The following is a 20,573-nucleotide window of genomic DNA, read 5'->3' on the forward strand; positions in this document are numbered from 1 at the left end:
ACAATAGTCTGCGGTGGTTGTTCTCACTCTGGCGAAGTAGGACAATTGCCGGCTTCACGTCACCATCAGCGACCTTGAATGGCCTTCCTTGCACTTGGTATTAACCATAAGACTGCTTCAGTAGACGTCCGCGAGCGCGTGGCATTTACGCCTGAGCAGTTGGTTGAGGCCTTGCAGCAGCTCTGCCGTCTAACCGACAGCCGCGAAGCTGCGATCCTCTCGACTTGTAACCGTAGCGAACTGTACATCGAACAGGATCACCTTGCGTCCGATGCCATACTGCGCTGGCTGGCCGATTATCATCATCTGAGCCTGGACGAGCTGCGCGCCAGTGCTTATGTGCATGAAGATGAGGCGGCCGTTCGTCACATGATGCGGGTTGCCTCAGGGCTTGACTCGCTGGTGCTCGGCGAGCCACAGATTCTCGGCCAGATGAAGTCTGCGTACGCCGTTGCGCGGGAAGCGGGGACCATTGGCCCGCTGCTGGGCCGGTTGTTCCAGGCCACCTTCAACGCTGCCAAACAGGTACGCACCGATACCGCCATTGGTGAAAACCCGGTGTCGGTGGCGTTTGCCGCTGTCAGCCTGGCCAAGCAGATTTTCAGTGATTTGCAGCGCAGCCAGGCATTGTTGATTGGCGCGGGCGAAACCATCACGCTGGTTGCCCGGCATCTGCATGATCTGGGCGTGAGGCGTATCGTGGTGGCCAACCGTACCCTGGAGCGGGCCAGTATCCTGGCCGCGGAGTTCGGTGCCCACGCGGTTTTACTGTCCGATATTCCGGCTGAGCTGGTCAAAAGCGACATTGTGATCAGTTCCACCGCCAGTCAGTTGCCGATTCTGGGCAAGGGCGCGGTGGAAAGCGCCTTGAAGCTGCGCAAGCACAAACCGATTTTCATGGTCGATATCGCGGTGCCTCGCGATATCGAACCGGAAGTCGGCGAGCTGGACGACGTTTACCTCTACAGCGTCGACGACCTGCACGAAGTGGTCGCCGAGAACCTCAAGAGTCGCCAGGGCGCTGCGCAAGCGGCTGAAGAGCTGGTGAGTCTGGGCGCCGATGAGTTCATGTTGCGCCTGCGAGAGCTGGCGGCAGTGGATGTACTTAAGGCCTATCGTCAACAAAGCGAGCGTCTGCGTGACGATGAATTGCTCAAAGCCCAACGCATGTTGGCCAACGGCAGCAGCGCCGAAGACGTGCTGGTGCAATTGGCGCGAGGGCTGACCAACAAATTGATGCATGCTCCAAGCGTGCAATTGAAAAAGCTGTCTGCCGAAGGTCGCCTCGATGCGTTGGCCATGGCCCAAGAACTTTTTGCCCTCGGTGAGGGCTCGACGGATAAACCCCCGCAATGAAAGCTTCACTGCTCAATAAGCTGGACATCCTTAACGATCGTTTTGAGGAACTGACCGCGCTGCTTGGTGATGCCGAAGTCATTTCCGAACAAAACAGGTTTCGCGCCTATTCCCGGGAGTACGCCGAAGTAGAGCCTATTGTCGTGACCTACAACCAGTTGCTCAAAGTACTGGGCGATCTGGAAGGTGCACAGGCGCTGCTCAAGGACAGTGACCCGGACATGCGTGAATTGGCCGTCGAGGAAGTCCGTGAAGCCAAAGAGCAATTGGCCGATCTGGAAGGTCAGCTACAGCGCATGCTCCTGCCCAAAGACCCGAACGACGGGCGTAATGTGTTCCTCGAAATTCGTGCTGGCACCGGTGGCGACGAGGCGGCGATTTTTTCTGGTGACCTGTTTCGCATGTACTCACGCTACGCCGAACGTCGCGGCTGGCGCGTGGAAATTCTGTCGGAAAACGTAGGCGAGCACGGCGGCTACAAAGAAATCATCGCGCGCGTCGAAGGCGATCACGTTTACGGAAAATTAAAATTCGAGTCCGGCGCCCATCGTGTGCAGCGCGTCCCTGAAACCGAGTCCCAGGGGCGTATTCATACGTCTGCCTGCACTGTTGCGGTATTGCCTGAGCCCGATGAGCAACAAGTCATCGAGATCAACTCGTCTGATTTGCGCGTGGACACGTACAAGTCCTCCGGCGCGGGTGGTCAGCACGTGAACAAGACCGACTCGGCCGTGCGCATCACTCACCTTCCGACCGGCATCGTTGTCGAGTGCCAGGAGGAACGTTCTCAACACAAGAACCGGGCTCGGGCAATGTCCTGGCTGTCGGCGAAACTTAACGATCAGCAAACCAGCGCGGCGGCCAATGCCATCGCCAGCGAGCGTAAATTGCTGGTGGGGTCGGGTGACCGATCCGAACGAATTCGTACCTACAACTTTCCTCAGGGTCGTGTGACGGACCATCGGGTCAACTTGACGTTGTATTCCCTCGATGACGTTATGGCCGGTGGAGTCGATGCAGTGATAGAACCGTTGCTGGCCGAGTACCAGGCTGATCAACTTGCGGCATTGGGTGAGTAAATGACTATTATCGCCAGCGTGTTGAGAGCCGCCGAGCTTCCGGATTCGCCGACCGCGCGCCTGGACGTGGAGTTGTTGTTGGCTGCCGCTCTAGGCAAGCCCCGCAGCTACCTGCACACCTGGCCCGAGCGGATTGTCAGCAGCGAAGCGGCGCAGGTGTTTGCGTCCTATCTGCAACGCCGTCGTGCGGGCGAGCCGGTGGCCTATATTCTGGGCCAGCAAGGGTTCTGGAAGCTGGACCTGGAAGTTGCACCACACACACTGATCCCGCGTCCCGACACCGAGTTGTTAGTCGAAGTGGCGCTCGAACTGCACGCGATAACGCCTGCTCTGTCGCCTGTCACCGTGCTTGATCTGGGCACTGGCACCGGCGCCATTGCCCTGGCGCTGGCCAGTGAACGTCCAGCCTGGAGGGTAACGGCGGTAGATCGCATCCTTGAAGCCGTTGCATTGGCCGAGCGCAATCGTCAGCGCCTGCACCTGAACAATGTCACGGTGCTGAACAGCCATTGGTTCAGCGCACTTGAAGGTCAGCGTTTCGACATGATCATCAGCAATCCTCCTTATATTGCCAGCGCTGATCCGCATCTGGTGGCAGGAGACGTACGTTTTGAACCGAGCAGTGCCCTGGTGGCGGGCGTCGACGGGCTGGACGACCTGCGCGTCATCATTACCCAAGCGCCTGACTACCTTGATGTTGGCGGTTGGCTGTTGCTTGAACACGGTTACGATCAAGCCGCTGCTGTGCGCGACCTGATGGCAGGCCACGGCTTTGAACGCGTGCACAGCCGCAAGGATTTGGGCGGCCACGAGCGTATTACTCTTGGGCGCCTCCCGTGCTGACCGATCAGGAACTGTTGCGCTACAGTCGACAGATTTTGTTGCAGCACGTGGATATCGACGGCCAGTTGCGCCTCAAACACAGCCGGGCGTTGATCGTCGGCCTCGGCGGCCTGGGTTCTCCAGTGGCTCTGTATCTGGCCGCTGCCGGTGTCGGCGAGTTGCATCTGGCCGACTTCGATACCGTGGACCTGACCAATCTGCAACGGCAGATCATTCATGACAGCCACAGCGTCGGGCAGAGCAAGGTGGATTCGGCCATTGAGCGCCTGACCGCGATCAACCCCGAGGTGAAACTGATCGCCCATCGCCGCGCGCTGGATGCCGACAGCCTGGCTGCTGCGGTAGCCGATGTTGACGTGGTACTCGATTGCTCTGACAACTTTGCCACCCGCGAAGCGGTAAATGCGGCGTGTGTCGCGGCGCGTAAACCGCTGGTCAGCGGTGCAGCGATTCGCCTGGAAGGGCAATTGTCGGTGTTCGACCCACGGCGCGATGACAGCCCGTGTTATCACTGCCTGTACGGGCATGGCAGCGAAGCTGAACTGACGTGCAGTGAAGCTGGCGTCCTCGGGCCTTTGGTGGGGCTGGTTGGCAGCCTGCAAGCACTCGAAGCGCTGAAGCTGTTGGCCGGGTTTGGCGAGCCGTTAGTGGGGCGTTTGCTATTGATCGATGCGTTGACCAGTCGCTTTCGCGAGTTGAGGGTCAAGCGCGATCCAGCCTGCAGTGTGTGCGGTCTTGCCCATGACTAACACCCATGAAGCGCCGATTGGGGTCTTTGATTCCGGAGTTGGCGGTTTATCGGTGCTGGGTGAAATTCGCAGCCTGCTACCCAACGAGTCCCTGCTGTACGTGGCCGATTGCGGCAACGTTCCTTATGGCGAGAAAACCCCCGAGTTCATACGCCAACGCTGTGCGGTGATTGCCGATTTTTTCCAAAAGCAGGGCGCCAAAGCACTGGTGCTGGCTTGCAACACGGCCACGGTGGCAGGCGTTGCGGATTTACGCGAACGGTATCCTGACTGGCCTATCGTCGGCATGGAGCCCGCCGTCAAACCGGCAGCGGCGGCCACCCGCAGTGGCGTTGTGGGCGTGCTGGCAACCACGGGTACCTTGCAGAGCGCCAAGTTCGCGGCCTTGCTCGACCGGTTTGCACTCGATGTGCGGGTCATTACCCAGCCGTGTCCCGGCCTGGTCGAGCTGATCGAAACCGGCGATCTGGTCAGCCCGACTATCAGCAACTTGTTGCGCAGCTATGTTGAGCCGTTACTGGCTGCTGGCTGCGACACTATTATTCTCGGCTGCACGCACTATCCTTTCCTGAAGCCACTGCTGCGCCAAATGGTCCCGGAGTCGATCAGCCTGATCGACACAGGCGGTGCAGTCGCTCGGCAACTTCAACGGTTATTGACCCAGCGTGAGTTGCTGGCGACGGGGCCGGCTCAAGAAACGCAGTTCTGGACCAGTGCGGATCCGGAAGATTTCAGAAAAATCCTACCGCTGCTATGGAAAACATCTGGCTATGTGCGATTCTTCCCCCGGTAAAAAAAACGCGAAGAGCCCGGCTTTGAGCTGAGCTAACGTGTAACGGCGAATGTTCATAAAACGTCGCTGGATAAGTAAAGAGTTCCTACAACTGCATTCGAAAATAGGATGTTTCTGATGAAGCGACTGTTTTGTTTGGCTGCGATTGCGGCCGCACTAATGGGGCAAAGTGTTAGCGCTGAAGCTGCGGGCGTCGAGTTATCGGTCGGTCAGACTGGCGAATCGACAATGACCTATCGCTTGGGCTTACAGTTTGACTGGGATAAAAGCTGGTTACAGAGTGACGTGGGTCGCCTGACGGGTTATTGGGGTGGGGGTTACACCTACTGGGCCGGCCGCCATGGCGCCAGTAACAACAGCCTGTCGTTCTCGCCGGTATTGGTTTATGAGTTCTCGGGTCAAAACGTCAAGCCGTACGTGGAAGCAGGTATTGGCGTCGCGGTTTTTTCCGGCACTCGGGTAGAAAATCAACAATTGGGCACGTCGTTTTTGTTCGAAGACCGGCTTGGGTTTGGTCTGCGCTTTGCCGGAGGGCATGAGGTCGGGGTTCGTGCGACGCACTATTCCAACGCCGGGCTCAATGACGTCAACTCGGGTGTAGAAAGTTACGCCCTGCACTACACGATGCCTTTCTAATAGCGTGATGCCGTTTCACAGATACGCCGTGGCGATCCCTCGGCGTTCGTGCAGGCAATCCGCTTCGCCTGTTTCGAACTCGCGGCAAATCAGTGGGCGTTTTTCGTAGATGCTGCACATCATGGTGTTGCGATCCAGCGCCGCGCACCAGCCGTCATCCAGACGCAACATGACCTCGCCACCCCAATCGTCGGTATCGATGTAACGTTCAGGCACGCCGGTATCAGTGATCAGCATCACTTCCAGCTGGCAGCAACAGGCTGCACAGGTCGAACACGTGACTGCCGGTTCTGCGTCGATTTGGGTCAATGGAATGTTGATGGTTGTCATAGGCGCGCAGTGTATGCCAGTGCGCAGCCCCCGTGTGAGTCCCCTGACAGAACACCGCCTTCGGCACGTCTGGGTGGGACACGAATTTATTCGTGAAGGCGGTATGTCGGGTGCAGAAAATATGCCAGACCTTGCAGCAACGGAAACAAAACGGCCCAGATCAGCCCCAGCAACAATAGGCTTGGCCATACTCCCAATGGCAAATAGACCCCCGCCATCTGCGAACCTGCGCAATACGACAGCGGTCCGCCGATGGCGCCGAGCAGGCTGGCGCGCCACCAGGGCTTGGCGGTCCAGGCCAGGCAGTGATTGAGCGTGGTCGCCAATACGGCCCATAACAGGATCAACCACAGCGGGATCAACGGCCCGCCACTGTCAAAATCGAATACACCTAGCGTCTGCAAGGCACTGTCGAGCAAGGTGCCGACCAGCGTCACGCTGATCAGCAGTTTGCCCTCCGCCTGCCATGAACTTATCCACAGCAGATGCACGCACAGCACGCCCGCCGCGATCAGTAACCACGGGCTGTTACCGCCCAGTACGCAGACGAACCAACCGATCTGAAACAGCAGCGCGTTGGCCAGCTGTCTACGCATCGAAACGCCCGAGTAACGGTTGCGGCAGCGCGTCGGGTTTGGCCAGCAGTAATTGCGCGGTGCCGATGGTCCGTTCAAGGAAGCCACCTTCGCAGTAGCACAAGTAAAACTCCCACAACCGCAGGAAGTGATCGTCATAGCCCAGTTCAGTCAAGTAGCCGTGGGCGTGACGAAAATTGTCGTGCCACAGGCGCAGGGTTCTCGCGTAGTGCAGGCCGAAATCCTCCATGTGCAGGATGTTCATGTCGGTGTCACGGCCGACGATCTCCAGCATCCGCTGCACCGACGGTAAAGCGCCGCCGGGGAAAATGTAGCGCTGGATAAAATCGACGCTATTTTTGGCTTGCTCGTAACGCTGCTCGCGGATGGTGATCGCTTGCAGCAGCATCAGCCCGTTTTTGTTCAGCAGCTGTGCGCACTGTTTGAAATAGGTTGGCAAAAACCGGTGGCCTACCGCTTCGATCATTTCGATGGACACCAGTTTGTCGTATTGGCCGGTCAGGTCGCGATAGTCCTTCAGTAACAGTGTCACCTGGTCTTTTAAACCCATCTTGGCGATGCGCTTCTCGGTGTAAGCGAATTGCTCTTTTGACAGGGTAGTGGTGGTGACTTTACAGCCGTAATATTGCGCCGCATAAATAGCCATGCTGCCCCAGCCCGTGCCGATTTCCAGTAAATGATCGGTGGGTTTGAGGTCAAGTTTCTGGCAGATACGCTCCAGTTTGTTCAGCTGTGCCTGTTCCAGGGTGTCATCTGGACTGAGGAACTGTGCCGCGGAATACATCATGGTCGGATCGAGAAACTGTTCGAACAGTTCGTTGCCGAGGTCATAGTGGGCCTCGATGTTTTTCTGCGAGCCCTTGCGCGTATTGCGATTGAGCCAATGCAAGGCCTGAATGAAAGGTCTTCCCAGTTTGGCCAGCCCCCCCTCCATGGCGTCGAGCACTTCCAGGTTGCTGACGAAAACCCTGATCACCATTGTCAGGTCGGGAGTGCTCCAGTAACCATGGATAAACGCTTCGCCCGCGCCGATCGAGCCGTTGCTGGCGATCATGCCCCAGACGGTGGGGTCGAGAATATGGACCTGCGCTTGCTGTACGGCACTGGCCGCGCCGAATACCTGACGCTCGTCGCCCTCGATGACCACCAGTTGCCCGCGCTGCAAGCGGGCAAGCTGGCGCAATACGCCGCGCCGCAGAATATTCGCTGTGAGGTTGTTGGTGCTCAAGCTGGCCGATACGCTACTGCTTTTCATGGCGAGGTTCCTTGGGTTGCACGGCGGCAATGCGGTAGGCGCCGTCGGCGGCCCGATGAGAGAAAATCGGCATCCGTTTGATCAACAGGCGCAACGCTTGCCAGTAGATAGCCAGGCAGGTTTTGGCGGTCATCCACGGAAACTCGAGCAAATGACGATGCAGGCTGGCGCGGCTCAGGGCCTGGCGTTGCAGGTTGAGCGTGGCGTCGAACACCTTGAGTTCGCCCTGCCAGTCGGCCATGTGAATGCCGAGCTTTTCGGCCGGAGGGCTGAAGCTCATGCGGTACTCCAGGTCGGGTGGTAGAAACGGCGAAACGTGGAAGGCCTTGGCCACCGCGAAATGCTGATGGCCTGCTCCGTTGGCCGGCAGGATGTAGTGATAACGCTCGCGCCACGGCGTATTACTGACTTCGCAGAGGATCGCGGCCAGTCGGCCGTCGCTCTCATGGCAATAGAAGAAGCTCACCGGGTTGAAGGCCAGGCCCCAACTACGGGCTTGGGTCAGCAGGCAAACCGAACCTTGGGGGGTGTGGCCCAGAGCGGCGCCGACCAGCTCACGCACCGCATCGATCAGGGGCACGCCGCGCCCGGTGTACGTGTGCAGGTAGTCGCTTTGGCGAAACGAAAACGGCGCAAAACGGCTGCTGCCGGCCAGAGGTGACAGGCCAAGCACTGCGTCCTGTTCGTCCAGGTCCAGATACAGCAGGCCGATCCGGTAGCGGAAGTCATGAGGCTTGGGCGAAAACCGCCGATGGGCGACCCAGCCGCTGTACAGGGCGCTGTTCACAGCGATTCACCGAAAGCCTGGGCTACTCGCAGGCCACTGACCACGCCATCCTCATGAAAGCCGTTGGCCCAGTAAGCGCCGCAATAGTAGGTATGTTTGTCACCATGCAGTTCTTCCCAGCGCGCTTGCGCCGCAACGGCAGTCAGGCTGTATTGCGGATGCGCGTAGCGGTAGCGAGCGAGGATCTTGCTCGGGTCGATGGCGGCCGTCTGGTTCAGGCTCACGCAAAACCGGGTGTCGCTGTCGATCCCTTGCAGGATGTTCATGTCGTATGTCACTGCTGCGAGGTGCTGGCCAGCACCGCCCAGGCGGTAGTTCCAACTGGCCCAGGCCAAGGGACGCTTGGGCAACAGCTGGATATCGGTGTGCAGCACCACATCATTATCGGCGTAGGGCAGGGCGCCAAGGATGTCTTGTTCGGCCTGTGTCGGTTGCGCCAACAGGTGCAAGGCTTGATCGCTGTGACAGGCAAATACCACCTTGTCAAAACGCTCGCTGCCCGCAGCGCTGTGAACCCGCACGCCGATGTCGTCGCGCTCGACTCGGATCACAGGGCAGTTGAGGCGAATCTTTTCGCGAAACGAGGCTGTCATGGGTTCGATGTAACGGCTTGATCCCCCTTCGACCACACACCACTGCGGCCGATGATTGACCGAGAGCAGGCCGTGATTCTTGAAGAACCGCACAAAAAATTGCAGAGGAAACGAAAGCATGTCGGCCAATGACATCGACCAGATCGCGGCCCCCATAGGCACGATGTAATGCTCAGTGAACCGTTGTCCGTAACCCCCGGTTTTCAAGTAGGCGCCGAGGGTTGTGTCGGCTGCAATACGTTGGCTGTGCAGATCGCTCAGCGCTTCGCGGTTGAAGCGCAGGATGTCGCGCAACATCCCCCAGAACGACGGCGAACAGAGGTTGCTGCGCTGAGCAAACAAGCTGTTGAGGGTATTACCGTTGTACTCAATGCCCGAAATAGGGTCGCACACCGAAAAGCTCATCTCCGTGGCCTTGAAGGTCACGCCCAGCGTGGACAGCAAGCGAATGAAGTTCGGGTAGGTCCAGTCGTTGAACACGATGAAGCCGGTATCAATGGCGTGCTGTTGGCCGTTGACGGTCACGTCCACGGTATGGGTATGACCGCCAATCCAGTCAGCGGCTTCAAACACGCTGATCTCGTGGTTGCGATTGAGCAAATACGCGGTAGTCAGCCCCGCGATGCCACTGCCAATGATCGCGACTTTCATGGGGTGTTCCTCTCCGCGTTCGATGAGCGAACCATGCATTTGCCCAGCGCGAGTTGCAGGCGTGTGGGCAGTAGCGCCAATAGGCGCAGGGTGAAAATGAATGCGGCGGGGAAGGCTATCTCCAAGGGGCGGCGCGGGCGTTGAAGGCGTTCGGCAATGTGCCGGGCGGCCTTGTCCACGGGCCAGCGCATGGGCATGGGGAAATCGTTTTGGGCGGTCAGTGGTGTATCGACAAAACCCGGGCTGATGAGGGTGACGTCGATCCCTTCGTGAGCCAGGTCAATGCGCAAGGCTTCGAACAGATAACGCAGGCCTGCCTTAGAAGCGCCGTAGGCTTCCGCGCGGGACAGCGGTAGGTAGGTCACTGAACTGGAGACGGCGACGAGGTGCGGTTTTCTACCTTGGCGCAGCAGTGGCAGCGCTTCCTGGACGCAGTAACTGCTCGCCAGCAAATTGGTCCGCACTACGCGCTCGACCAGCGCCGCGTCGAACTGTTTGCAGTCGACATATTCACAGGTGCCGGCATTCAGGATCACGGTGTCCACAGAACCCCATATCTGGCCAATGCGTTCGCCAATGACCTTGACCTGTTCGCTGTCGGTGATGTCGCCGGGCGCCAGCAGAACCTGGCGCGGGTAACGTTCATCCAGAGCTTCGAGCGGCCCCAGCGTGCGCGCAGTCAGGGCCAGTCGGTGGCCGGACTTGAGCAGTTCTTCGGCCAGCGCCAGGCCGATGCCACTGCTGGCGCCGGTCAGCCAGATGCGTCGTGCGTCGGGATGCGTCATACCAATCTCCTTTTTAGCCAGGCGATGGCTCGTCCCATGACAGGCACGTGCTCATAGAGCAGGGCGCCAGCGTCGAAGAAGTCGCGGTGCTGGTAAACCTTGTCGTGCCATAGCAAGTGTGAGCAGCCCTCAACCCGAATCAGTTGACCGGCATTTAATCGAGGGTGACAAAAACTCAGGGTCCAGCGCAGGTAGCCTTTGCCTTCGCGTAGTTGATCGAACGCATAAAAATCGAAGCGCAACTGACTGACGTTGGCGTACAGCTCGCCGAAATAACGGTGCACATCCTTGAGGCCATGAATTTCATGCAAGGGGTCGGTAAACACCACGTCGTCGCTGTACAGCTCGCCGAGCCGATCCAGGTTGTGCTTATCCAGTTCGGCAAAGCGTTGGGCGAACTGGCGCAGAAAGTCACTCATAGCAGCCACCTGCAGGCTGTCGATGCGGCAGGCCTTTAAAGGCAGCCAGTGCACGCTCGCGGCTTGCTCTCAAATCAACCATGGGTTTCGGGTAGTCGCCCACGCCGAACAGACCGCCCATGGCCGCCGGGTTGTGGATATCTTTTTTGTTCAGATTCCCCAGCACGGGCAGCCAGCGTTTGATGAAATGACCTTCACCGTCGAATCTCTCCGACTGGCTGAGTGGGTTGAAAATCCGGAAATAGGGCGCCGAGTCGGTCCCTGTGGACGAACTCCATTGCCAGCCTCCGTTGTTTGCCGCCAGGTCGCCGTCAATCAAGTGCTGCATGAAAAACCGCTCACCCAGGCGCCAATCGATCAGCAGGTTTTTGGTCAGGAACATGGCGACGACCATCCGTAGCCGGTTGTGCATCCAGCCTGTTTCCAGCAGTTGGCGCATGGCGGCATCAATAATGGGCAGGCCGGTGCGGGCTTCTTGCCACGCCGCCAATTCTTCAGGCGCGTCGCGCCACGGCACCGCTTCGGTTTCCGGGCGGAAGGTGCGGTGTCGGGAAACCCGTGGGGAGCCGACCAAGGTATGTTTGTAGAATTCACGCCAGAGCAGTTCGTTGATCCAGGTGACGCAGCCGACGTTGCCGGTCTCGAATTCGCCGTGGTTGCTCATCAGCGCGGCGTGCAGGCATTGACGCGGCGATATCACCCCAGCCACCAGATACGCAGACAGCTGGCTGGTGCCGGGTTTTGCCGGAAAGTCCCGTTCGCTCTGGTAGTAACCGATATGTTCGTCGGTGAAGGCTTCGAGACGTCGACGCGCCTCGTCTTCTCCTGCGGGCCAAAGCGCGCGCAACGCCTCCGTCGGTGGGGCGAAACCCTCGACATGATGCGGCACGGGATCACTGTGGATATTCAGCCTGTGTTGCGCTTCAGGCGCGTGGACTAGGCGCGGCATGGCTTCGTGCAGACGCGAATAGCAGACTCTGCGGAACTGACTGAAGACCTGGAAAAAATTACCGGCTTTGGTCAGGACGCTGCCGGGTTTGAAGAGCAACTGATCGAGGTAGCGATAGACATTTATTCCGGCCTGCTCCAGGGCTTCGGCGACGGAGCGATCCCGATTCGTCTCATTGATACCGTATTCGTCGTTGAGATGCAGGCCCGCGATGGTGTGCTCCTTGCACAGATCGAGCAGCACCTTGGGCGCCTGGTCCCACGTGTCGGCGTAACGGATCAACAGCGGCACATTCAACGCACTCAGCGCCTGTCCCAGTTCAACCAGGTTACGCAACCAGAAGTCGACCTTGCAGGCGGCATCGTCATGGGCCTGCCACTGCCCTGGGCTGATCAGGTACACCGCTACCGTCGGGCCGCGCTCCATGGCGGCGGTCAAGGCAGTGTTGTCGTGCAGGCGCAGGTCGCTGCGCAGCCAAATCAGTTGCATGGTCGTTCCTTAGATAAGCCCGAGTTGGTGCAGTGCGGTTTGAGCTGACAGTGGATCTTCGGCAAGCGTCAATCCGTCGATCTCAGTGGTCGATACGGACAGCTCGGCAAAATGGATGCACACCGTTGGCCCGGCCAGTAATTTGGGGCAGGCGATGTTGCCCAGCAGCTTGGGCAATTGACTGAGGTTCAGCGCCTTGCTGGAATACAGCAGCAGGGCGCGGGCCTGCAGGTATTCCACCGCGAGCGCCAATTCGCCGTTCGGCAGCGGCCAATCGAAGACCTGTACCGGGCAATCTGCGCTGCTGATCAGCCAGGCAGTCAGCCACAGGTGCGGTTCCAGTGGCAGGTCGGACTGATTGACCAGTAACAGAGGGGCGCCCTTGAGTTGGCGGTTGTTGTAGTAGATCCGTGCTCCCAACTTGCTGCGCAGCCACGAGTAGAAAAATACTCGCTCCAGTTGCGCGCCGAACTGTCCCTGCCAGCACTGTTCCAGCTCTGCCAGCAACGGCAGCAAAAGCTGCTCGCAAAGGGTGCGAGGCGGGTACAGCGCCATGGCCTGGTTGACGGTTTCGTCGACCTTGCGCTCGTCCAGTTGGCTGATCGCGTGCATCAACGCCTGGCGCAAAGTGTCCCAGTCGTTTTCAGGGTTGTTCGCGACCGGCTGCTGAGTGTCGAGCAGGTGTTTGACCTGGCTGACCGATACGCCACGGTTGAGCCATGTCAAAATCTTCAGGATGCGTTGCACATGTTCGGCCGAATACAGGCGATGACCTTTAGGCGTGCGCTGTGGCACTACCAGTCCGTAGCGCCGTTCCCATGCGCGCAGGGTGACGGCGTTGACCCCGGTTTGTCGGGCGACTTCACGGATCGGCAACCAGCCTTGTTTCAGCGCCAATGCGTAGGCATCGGGCCCGGATTCCGGGGCATTGTCGAGTGCCTCGCAGCTAGAATCGTTCATGGGTTAGATCGCATTTCGCAGGCTGAGATTTTCCGGGTGCGGTTGCAGGTAAATCTGCTGGGCCACGTACGGGTCGGGGTTTTGGCGCAAGTGGTGCTTGAGCAAGGTCAAGGGCACCACCAACGGCACGACGCCTCGGCGGTATTGAGCAATCAGGCGCTGCATTTCCTGGCTGTCCCCAGCGCTCATGGTTTTTTTGAAATAACCGTTGAGGTGCTGCAGGACATTGGTGTGGGTGCCACGGGTGGCGCATTTTTTCAGCGCGCTCATCAACTCGCTGAAGTAGCGCGGGCCGACTTCATTCGGATCGGATTTGGCCATGGAACCGAGCATCTTCCCAAGCACTCTGTACTGCGCCGGGTGGTTGGCCATCAGTTGGTATTTGTAGCGTGAGTGGAATTCGGTCAGCCCGCGACGGGTCAGCCCGTTACACAGCAAGGCTTGCCAGTCGGCGTAGGCAAACACGCGGGTGATGAAGTTTTCTCGCAGCACCGGGTCATTCAGGCGACCGTCTTCTTCCACCGGCAGATTCGGGTGCCGAGCGCAAAAAGCCTGGGCATAAATCCCCCGCCCGCCGTCTGTTGCCGGTACGCCGTTGTCCTGGTAGACCTTGACCCGCTCCAGGCCGCATGAGGGGGACTTTTGCATAAAGATGTAGCCGCAGATGTCGTCCATTTCGGTCGCCATGTGCGTGCCGTAATCTGCCAGCGCCTGGGTCACGTTCAATTCGCTGTGCACGCTGCCGACCGCCTGCGGATTAGCGGGGTCACCGATCAGGCGAATGGCTTCGCGGGGAATGCCCATGCCGATGGCCACCTCCGGGCAGGCCGGTACGAAGTCGAAATACTCAGTCAGGCTTCGAGTGCACAGGTGCGATTCTTTGTGGCCGCCGTTAAAACGCACTTCGACGCCCATAAGGCAGGCGCTGACGCCGAGCTTCGGTTTGTGGATGGCGGGGGTGCTGGTCATAACGAACCTCTGAGCTGGACTTGTACAGATACTGTTTTCTGTACAACTTAAGTCCATCATAGGTTCGTGCTTGTACAAGTCAAATTATTTGTACAGGAGTTGTCACGAATTGGCAGGAAGAGGGCTTCCGTGACGGGGTCAGGCGAGGGTAAGGAGAGGTGTTTGGCGCGGCACTACTTCCAGCCGAGGCACCAGGCTTCAGTGTTTTGCAGGGTTTGCCAGGGAAAGCGCTCACTGCGCTGGGTGAGCACGGCTTGCAATTCGATATCCAGCACGTTGCCTTCTTCGTCGCAGAACAGTTCGGTGACCAGAAAATGCTTTTCACGGTGTTGAGGATGGGCTGCTGTCCACTTGGACAGCAGCAATTTACGCGGATTGAGACGGTTCATTCCAGATGCTCGATCAGCCGGCGCGCGGCTTCTTGACCGCTGAGCCATGCACCTTCGACGCGGCCCGACAGGCACCAGTCGCCACACACATACAAACCCAGATCCGAGTCGGACAATGCGCCCCATTCGTGGGCCGTTGCCGGGCGTGCGTACAACCAGCGGTGTGCCAGCGTGAACGCGGGGGCGGGCATGGCGCAGTCGACCAGCTCAGCGAAGGCTCCGTGTAATTGTTCGATCACGGCTTCCTTCGGCATGTCCAGGTGCTGCTTGCTCCAGGCGCTGGTGGCATGTAACACCCAGGTGTCGAGTGCGCTGTCACGTCCCGGTTTACTGCGGTTGCGGGCCAGCCAGTCAAGCGCGCTGTCCTGCACGAAACAGCCCTCCATCGGGGTTTGCAGGGGGGGGGCGAACGCCAGTGCCACGGCCCAGGTCGGCTCCATTTGCACACCGGCCGCGACGCCAGCAAGTTTCGGCGCGGCCGCCAGCAAGGTTGTCGCTTGCGGTGCGGGCGTGGCGATGACCACATGGCTGAAGGGGCCGTAGGTAATGCCGTCGGCGTCCTGCAGATTCCAGTGTTCTTCGCCGCGAAAGACTTCAGTGATCCGGCAAGAGAAGGTGACCGGCATATCGCCGCGCATGGCTCGGGTAATCGCACTCATGCGCGGGGTGCCGACCCAGCGCACTTGTTCATCCGGCGACGGGCTGAGCTTGCCTGCGTGGTAGTTGTAGAGCAATGGCTTCCATTCAGCGACATGGCCTTTGGTTTGCCATTGCTGAACCGCGTCGAGGAAGCGGCGGTCGCGAGCAGTGAAATACTGCGCGCCCAAATCCAGAGAGCCCGCATCGCTGCGCTTGCTCGACATTCGGCCGCCACTGCCGTGGCTTTTATCGAAAAGATGAACCGGATGCCCGGCGGCGTGCAGGGCTTGGGCGGCAGAGAGTCCGGCGATGCCGGTGCCGATGATTGCGATGGGTACAGTCATAGGGGCCTCGTTTACCTTGTCCGTACAGACTACGCCGTAGTTAAAACCTGTACAATATTGTTTTTTGGTATAACTTGCTGCCTCGTGCTGATCGTACGGCTCGACAGCTTGAGTCTGGCGCCCTGATGGGTTTTTTCAACTACCCGAACGGGTCATGCAGCGTCACCGTTTTCAGGGGTAGCCTATTGTTAGGTCAACGGCGCCGAGTAAAAGCGCCGGGCTGTCATTAATAGACTAACGATTTGCGACGAACGCCACGCGAGGGAGATGTCATGCACATATTGCTGACCGGCGGTACTGGTTTGATAGGACGTCAACTCTGCAGGCACTGGCGGGCTCAAGGTCATCAGCTCACCGTCTGGAGTCGAAGGCCTGAAGAGGTCGGTAAGCTCTGCGGCGATTCGGTCCGCGGCATTGCGCGTCTTGACGAGGTGGGTGCCGAGCCGGTTGATGCGGTGATCAATCTGGCAGGCGAGCCGATTGCCGACAGGCCCTGGACCCGCAAACGCAAGTTACTGCTGTTGAGCAGTCGCATCGGCCTCACAGAACAACTGCTCGCGTGGCTGGAGCGGCGCGAACAAAAACCGCAGGTGTTGATTTCTGGCTCGGCGGTGGGTTGGTATGGCGATGGTGGCGAGCGTGAGCTGGACGAAGACGCGCAGCCAGTCATCCGGGATTTTGCCAGCCAGTTGTGCGAAAGCTGGGAAGAGACCGCGCAACGTGCGGAAGAGCTGGGCATCCGTGTGGTGATTGTGCGCACGGGGTTGGTGTTGGCCAATCCAGGTGGCTTTTTGCAGCGCCTGTTGCTGCCGTTCAAACTCGGTCTGGGCGGGCCCATCGGTAATGGTCGGCAATGGATGTCGTGGATTCATTTGCGCGATCAAGTTGCGCTGATTGATTTTCTGTTGAACCAGCCTGACGCACGAGGTCCTTATAATGCCTGCGCGCCGCACCCGGTACGTAATCGCGAATTCGCCAAGACGCTGGCTGGCGTGCTGCACCGCCCAGCGTTCATGCCATTGCCGGCCCCTGTGTTGCGCGTGCTGATGGGCGAAATGTCCGAGATGTTGCTGGGTGGTCAGCGCGCGCAACCCTTGCGATTGCAAGCGGCAGGTTTCACTTTTCAATTCACTGATCTGCACGCGGCCCTGGATAATTTGCTGGGTCGCCACTGAAATAGGATGTTGCATGACCGATCACGCGCTGTTGCTGGTCAATCTGGGTTCGCCGGCGTCGACCAAGGTGGCGGATGTCCGCAGCTACCTGAATCAATTTTTGATGGACCCTTACGTTATTGACCTGGCTTGGCCCATTCGGCGCTTGCTGGTGTCACTGATCCTGGTCAAGCGTCCCGAGCAGTCTGCGCATGCCTATGCCTCGATCTGGTGGGATGAAGGTTCGCCGCTGGTGGTGCTGAGTCAGCGTTTGCAAAAAGCCATGGTCAGGGAGTGGACCCAAGGCCCGGTCGAGCTGGCGATGCGGTATGGCGAGCCGTCAATCGAGACGACGCTCACGCGCCTGGCGGCCCAAGGTATTCAGAAGGTGACGCTGGCGCCGCTGTATCCGCAGTTTGCCGACAGCACCGTGACCACGGTGATCGAAGAGGCAAAGCGGGTCGTGCGGGCGAAACACCTGAAGCTACAGTTCTCGGTGCTGCAACCCTTTTACGACCAACCCGAATACATTGAGGCGCTGGCGGAACATGTCCGGCCGCATTTGCAGCAGGAACATGACCATCTTTTGTTGAGCTTCCACGGCCTGCCAGAGCGGCATCTGCACAAGCTTGATCCGACGGGCAATCATTGTTTCAAGGGCTCTGATTGCTGCCAGACGGCGTCTGCTGAAGTGCTTGCCACATGCTATCGCGCTCAATGCCTGCGCACGGCGGCGCTGTTCGCTGAGCGTTTGGGCTTGCCCGAAGGCAAATGGTCGGTGTCGTTTCAGTCACGGCTGGGCCGGGCCAAGTGGATCGAACCGTATACCGAGGCACGACTTGAAGTCTTGGCGCAGCAGGGGGTCAAAAAGATTCTGGTGATGTGCCCGGCGTTTGTCGCTGACTGCATCGAGACGCTGGAAGAAATCGGTGACCGTGGTCGCGAGCAATTTCGCGAAGCCGGTGGTGACGACTTGGTCCTGATCCCTTGCCTCAATGATGATCCTGACTGGGCCTCGGCGCTGAATACGCTGTGTGAGCGGGCGCCGTTGATGCTTTGAGGGGGGGTGAGGGGCAAGATTTTGCGGACGATGTGAAAACTTCAGGCTCAATCCGTGTGCAGGAACAAGGGCTGTGCCTGGCACAGCCCTTGTGGGAACGAAGCGAAAAACTAAAGCATCTCCTCCAGCTTCTTCTTGTGCTTCCAGCTGTCATTGCCTGGCAGCAACAGGTTCAGCGCAATCGCGACCACGGCACACAGGGCAATGCCCTTGAGGCCGAAGTCGTCGGGGCCAGAGCCTGTACCAATCAATACCCCGCCGATACCAAACACCAGCGTCACCGAGACAATCACCAGATTGCGCGCTTCGGCCAGGTCGACTTTGTGCCGGATCAGGGTGTTCATCCCCACCGCCGCGATTGAGCCGAACAGCAGGCAGAGAATCCCGCCCATCACCGGAATCGGGATGCTTTGTAGCAACGCACCGAACTTGCCGATGAAGGCCAGGCTGATGGCGAATATCGCCGCCCAAGTCATGATCTTCGGGTTGTAGTTCTTGGTCAGCATCACCGCGCCCGTGACTTCGGCGTAGGTGGTGTTCGGTGGTCCGCCAAACAGGCCGGCCGCCGTGGTCGCAATACCATCACCGAGCAGGGTGCGATGCAGGCCTGGCGTTTTCAGGTAGTCGCGCCCGGTCACGCTGCCGACCGCAATCACTCCGCCGATATGCTCGATGGCCGGTGCCAGTGCGACCGGAACGATGAACAGAATCGCCTGCCAGTTGAATTCCGGTGCGGTGAAATGGGGAAGTGCCAACCAAGGGGCTGCGGCAATTTTCGCGGTATCGACCACACCGAAGTAGAACGCCAGAGCAAAGCCGACCAGGACCCCGGAAATAATCGGCACCAGACGGAAAATCCCTTTGCCGAACACCGCGACGATCACGGTGGTCAGCAGGGCTGGCATCGAGATCAACATCGCGGTGCGATAAGGGATCAGTTCCGCGCCGTCACCGCCTTTGCCCATGGCCATGTTCGCGGCAATCGGCGCCATGGCCAGACCAATCGAGATGATCACCGGACCGATCACCACCGGCGGCAACAGGCGGTCGATAAAACCGGTGCCTTTGACCTTCACTGCCAGGCCCAGGAAGGTGTAAACGAAGCCCGCCGCCATCACGCCGCCCATGGTCGCCGCCAGGCCGAACTGACCCTTGGCGAGAATGATCGGGGTGATAAAGGCGAAGCTCGATGCCAGGAATACGGGCACCTGACGTCGGGTGACGATCTGGAACAGCAGTGTGCCAAGCCCGGCGGTGAACAATGCCACGTTAGGATCGAGCCCGGTGATCAGTGGCATCAAGACCAATGCACCGAAGGCCACAAACAGCATTTGTGCCCCCGACAGAACCGTACGCCAGAGCGGATCGTTGAACTCATCCGGCTTCATCAGGCGTCCTTCTGCTTGGTACCGAATATCTTGTCGCCGGCATCGCCCAGGCCCGGAATGATGTAGCCGTGTTCGTTCAGGCATTGATCGATGGACGCGGTGTAGATCATCACGTCAGGGTGCGCTTTATCCACGGCAGCGATGCCCTCTGGTGCGGCAACCAGGACCATGGCGCGGATTTCCTTGCAGCCCGCTTTTTTCAGCAGGTCGATGGCGGCGATCATGGAGCTGCCGGTGGCCAGCATCGGGTCGATGATCATCGCCAGACGCTCGTTGATTTCCGGGACCAGCTTTTCCAGATAGGTATGCGCTTGCAGAGTCTCTTCGTTGCGGGCCAGGCCCACGGCGCTGACCTTGGCGCCCGGAATCAGGCTGAGTACCCCGTCGAGCATGCCGATGCCGGCGCGCAGGATCGGTACCACCGTGATTTTTTTGCCAGCGATTTTCTCGACCTGCACAGTGCCGGCCCACCCCTGGATTTCGTAGTTTTCCAGCGGCAGGTCTTTGGTCGCCTCGTAGGTGAGTAGCGCACCGACTTCCTGAGCAAGCTCGCGGAAGTTCTTCGTGCTAATGTCAGCCCGGCGCATAAGGCCGAGTTTGTGGCGGATCAGCGGATGGCGGATCTCACGGATAGGCATAAGGAAAGGCTCCGGCGTGGGGCAAAAAAAACGGCCTAGATTAATCTATTCAACGGTGACTGTCCTAAGACATCCGGAACGTTAGTCCAGAAGTGCTTGCTCTGACCGAAACGGATGCGTACCTTTGCCCGCTTTTATTCCACCGCACCCCTTGGAGAGCGCTATGTCTGCTGATCTCGAGCATATCCGTCAAATCATGCGCGAGGCTGACTGCCTTTACACAGAAGCTGAAGTCGAAGTCGCCATCGCTCGTGTCGGTGCGCAGATCAATGCCCAGCTGGCCGACAGCAATCCCGTGGTGTTCTGCGTGATGAACGGCGGCCTGATTTTTTCTGGCAAGCTGTTGACCCATCTGAACTTCCCGCTGGAAGCGTCTTACCTGCATGCCACCCGCTATCGCAACGAAACCACCGGCGGCGACCTTTTCTGGAAAGCCAAGCCGGAAGTCTCGTTCATGGACCGCGATGTGTTGATCATTGATGACATCCTCGACGAAGGTCATACCCTCGGCGCGATCGTGGATTTCTGCAAGCACGCCGGTGCGCGCGCTGTGCATACCGCCGTGTTGATCGACAAGGATCACGACCGCAAGGCGCGCGCTGACCTGAAAGCCGATTTCGTCGGTCTGCCGTGCATCGACCGCTACATCTTCGGTTACGGCATGGATTACAAAGGTTACTGGCGTAACGCGGCTGGCATCTATGCGGTTAAAGGAATGTAAT

Annotated in this window: 23 protein-coding genes; 9 read left to right on the forward strand and 14 right to left on the reverse strand. The window is 58.9% G+C overall.

Annotated features, from left to right (window positions below; all coding sequences use genetic code 11):
* Window positions 1-78: 78 nt before the first annotated feature.
* The 6 genes from hemA (at window position 79) to QN399_RS20305 (ending at window position 5,456) form a co-directional block, all read left to right on the forward strand.
* Window positions 79-1,356 (forward strand): glutamyl-tRNA reductase, encoded by a 1,278-nt coding sequence (gene hemA / locus QN399_RS20280; RefSeq protein WP_219063481.1) that lies wholly within the window; start codon window positions 79-81, stop codon window positions 1,354-1,356.
* Window positions 1,353-2,435, forward strand: a complete 1,083-nt coding sequence (gene prfA / locus QN399_RS20285; protein ID WP_322177912.1) for a peptide chain release factor 1 — start codon at window positions 1,353-1,355, stop codon at window positions 2,433-2,435. Before hemA ends, prfA begins: the two co-directional genes overlap by 4 nt.
* Window positions 2,436-3,278 (forward strand): peptide chain release factor N(5)-glutamine methyltransferase, encoded by an 843-nt coding sequence (gene prmC / locus QN399_RS20290; protein WP_330201523.1) that lies wholly within the window; start codon window positions 2,436-2,438, stop codon window positions 3,276-3,278.
* Window positions 3,272-4,027 carry a molybdopterin-synthase adenylyltransferase MoeB gene (locus QN399_RS20295; RefSeq protein WP_322177914.1) on the forward strand — a complete coding sequence of 252 codons (756 nt, stop codon included), beginning with the start codon at window positions 3,272-3,274 and terminating at the stop codon, window positions 4,025-4,027. The genes prmC and QN399_RS20295 overlap by 7 nt, the downstream gene beginning before the upstream one ends.
* Window positions 4,020-4,820, forward strand: coding sequence for a glutamate racemase (gene murI / locus QN399_RS20300; protein ID WP_322278383.1), 801 nt, complete (start codon window positions 4,020-4,022; stop codon window positions 4,818-4,820). The genes QN399_RS20295 and murI overlap by 8 nt, the downstream gene beginning before the upstream one ends.
* Before the next feature lie 117 nt (window positions 4,821-4,937).
* Complete coding sequence (locus QN399_RS20305) at window positions 4,938-5,456, forward strand: acyloxyacyl hydrolase (RefSeq protein ID WP_322177916.1); 519 nt, start codon at window positions 4,938-4,940, stop codon at window positions 5,454-5,456.
* A gap of 15 nt (window positions 5,457-5,471) precedes the next feature.
* Here the strand turns inward: QN399_RS20305 and QN399_RS20310 are convergent, their stop codons facing one another.
* The 12 genes from QN399_RS20310 to QN399_RS20365 all read right to left on the reverse strand — a co-directional run bounded on the left by QN399_RS20310 (window position 5,472) and on the right by QN399_RS20365 (window position 15,611).
* Entirely contained in the window at window positions 5,472-5,786 is a 315-nt protein-coding gene (locus QN399_RS20310; RefSeq protein ID WP_322177917.1) for a YkgJ family cysteine cluster protein, read from the reverse strand.
* A gap of 86 nt (window positions 5,787-5,872) precedes the next feature.
* Window positions 5,873-6,382: a DUF2878 domain-containing protein gene (locus QN399_RS20315; protein WP_322278384.1), complete on the reverse strand. Its 510-nt coding sequence runs from the start codon at window positions 6,380-6,382 to the stop codon at window positions 5,873-5,875.
* Window positions 6,375-7,637 carry a cyclopropane-fatty-acyl-phospholipid synthase family protein gene (locus QN399_RS20320; RefSeq protein ID WP_322278385.1) on the reverse strand — a complete coding sequence of 421 codons (1,263 nt, stop codon included), beginning with the start codon at window positions 7,635-7,637 and terminating at the stop codon, window positions 6,375-6,377. Before QN399_RS20320 ends, QN399_RS20315 begins: the two co-directional genes overlap by 8 nt.
* The gene (locus QN399_RS20325) at window positions 7,624-8,424 is read right to left on the reverse strand and encodes a DUF1365 domain-containing protein (protein ID WP_322177920.1); all 801 of its coding nucleotides are present in this window, start codon (window positions 8,422-8,424) and stop codon (window positions 7,624-7,626) included. The genes QN399_RS20320 and QN399_RS20325 overlap by 14 nt, the downstream gene beginning before the upstream one ends.
* Window positions 8,421-9,668 (reverse strand): FAD-dependent oxidoreductase, encoded by a 1,248-nt coding sequence (locus QN399_RS20330; RefSeq protein WP_322177921.1) that lies wholly within the window; start codon window positions 9,666-9,668, stop codon window positions 8,421-8,423. The genes QN399_RS20325 and QN399_RS20330 overlap by 4 nt, the downstream gene beginning before the upstream one ends.
* Window positions 9,665-10,453, reverse strand: a complete 789-nt coding sequence (locus tag QN399_RS20335; RefSeq protein WP_322278386.1) for an SDR family NAD(P)-dependent oxidoreductase — start codon at window positions 10,451-10,453, stop codon at window positions 9,665-9,667. The genes QN399_RS20330 and QN399_RS20335 overlap by 4 nt, the downstream gene beginning before the upstream one ends.
* Window positions 10,450-10,872 carry a nuclear transport factor 2 family protein gene (locus QN399_RS20340; protein ID WP_322177923.1) on the reverse strand — a complete coding sequence of 141 codons (423 nt, stop codon included), beginning with the start codon at window positions 10,870-10,872 and terminating at the stop codon, window positions 10,450-10,452. Before QN399_RS20340 ends, QN399_RS20335 begins: the two co-directional genes overlap by 4 nt.
* On the reverse strand, window positions 10,865-12,310 hold the full coding sequence (gene phrB, locus QN399_RS20345; RefSeq protein ID WP_322177924.1) for a deoxyribodipyrimidine photo-lyase: 1,446 nt from the start codon (window positions 12,308-12,310) through the stop codon (window positions 10,865-10,867). Before phrB ends, QN399_RS20340 begins: the two co-directional genes overlap by 8 nt.
* Before the next feature lie 9 nt (window positions 12,311-12,319).
* On the reverse strand, window positions 12,320-13,270 hold the full coding sequence (locus tag QN399_RS20350) for a MerR family transcriptional regulator (RefSeq protein WP_322278389.1): 951 nt from the start codon (window positions 13,268-13,270) through the stop codon (window positions 12,320-12,322).
* A 3-nt stretch (window positions 13,271-13,273) separates the two neighbouring features.
* Window positions 13,274-14,239, reverse strand: a complete 966-nt coding sequence (locus tag QN399_RS20355; protein WP_330201524.1) for a DUF523 and DUF1722 domain-containing protein — start codon at window positions 14,237-14,239, stop codon at window positions 13,274-13,276.
* Between the two features lie 173 nt (window positions 14,240-14,412).
* Window positions 14,413-14,628 carry a TIGR02450 family Trp-rich protein gene (locus QN399_RS20360; RefSeq protein WP_322177927.1) on the reverse strand — a complete coding sequence of 72 codons (216 nt, stop codon included), beginning with the start codon at window positions 14,626-14,628 and terminating at the stop codon, window positions 14,413-14,415.
* The gene (locus QN399_RS20365) at window positions 14,625-15,611 is read right to left on the reverse strand and encodes an NAD(P)/FAD-dependent oxidoreductase (RefSeq protein WP_323565616.1); all 987 of its coding nucleotides are present in this window, start codon (window positions 15,609-15,611) and stop codon (window positions 14,625-14,627) included. Before QN399_RS20365 ends, QN399_RS20360 begins: the two co-directional genes overlap by 4 nt.
* Before the next feature lie 272 nt (window positions 15,612-15,883).
* On the opposite strand from QN399_RS20365, the gene QN399_RS20370 reads away from it, so the two are divergent.
* Window positions 15,884-16,786 (forward strand): TIGR01777 family oxidoreductase, encoded by a 903-nt coding sequence (locus QN399_RS20370; protein ID WP_322278391.1) that lies wholly within the window; start codon window positions 15,884-15,886, stop codon window positions 16,784-16,786.
* A gap of 13 nt (window positions 16,787-16,799) precedes the next feature.
* Entirely contained in the window at window positions 16,800-17,825 is a 1,026-nt protein-coding gene (hemH, locus tag QN399_RS20375; protein ID WP_330201525.1) for a ferrochelatase, read from the forward strand.
* A gap of 110 nt (window positions 17,826-17,935) precedes the next feature.
* On the opposite strand, the gene QN399_RS20380 is transcribed toward hemH, so the two are convergent.
* Window positions 17,936-19,213: a uracil-xanthine permease family protein gene (locus QN399_RS20380; RefSeq protein ID WP_322177930.1), complete on the reverse strand. Its 1,278-nt coding sequence runs from the start codon at window positions 19,211-19,213 to the stop codon at window positions 17,936-17,938.
* Window positions 19,213-19,851 carry a uracil phosphoribosyltransferase gene (upp, locus tag QN399_RS20385; RefSeq protein WP_219063502.1) on the reverse strand — a complete coding sequence of 213 codons (639 nt, stop codon included), beginning with the start codon at window positions 19,849-19,851 and terminating at the stop codon, window positions 19,213-19,215. Before upp ends, QN399_RS20380 begins: the two co-directional genes overlap by 1 nt.
* Window positions 19,852-20,014: 163 nt before the next feature.
* Here upp and QN399_RS20390 point away from each other — a divergent pair, with 163 nt between their 5' ends.
* Window positions 20,015-20,572 (forward strand): hypoxanthine-guanine phosphoribosyltransferase, encoded by a 558-nt coding sequence (locus tag QN399_RS20390; RefSeq protein ID WP_219063503.1) that lies wholly within the window; start codon window positions 20,015-20,017, stop codon window positions 20,570-20,572.
* Window position 20,573 lies beyond the last annotated feature (1 nt).

The sequence above is a fragment of the Pseudomonas sp. 10C3 genome (assembly GCF_036346185.1).
GTDB lineage: Bacteria > Pseudomonadota > Gammaproteobacteria > Pseudomonadales > Pseudomonadaceae > Aquipseudomonas.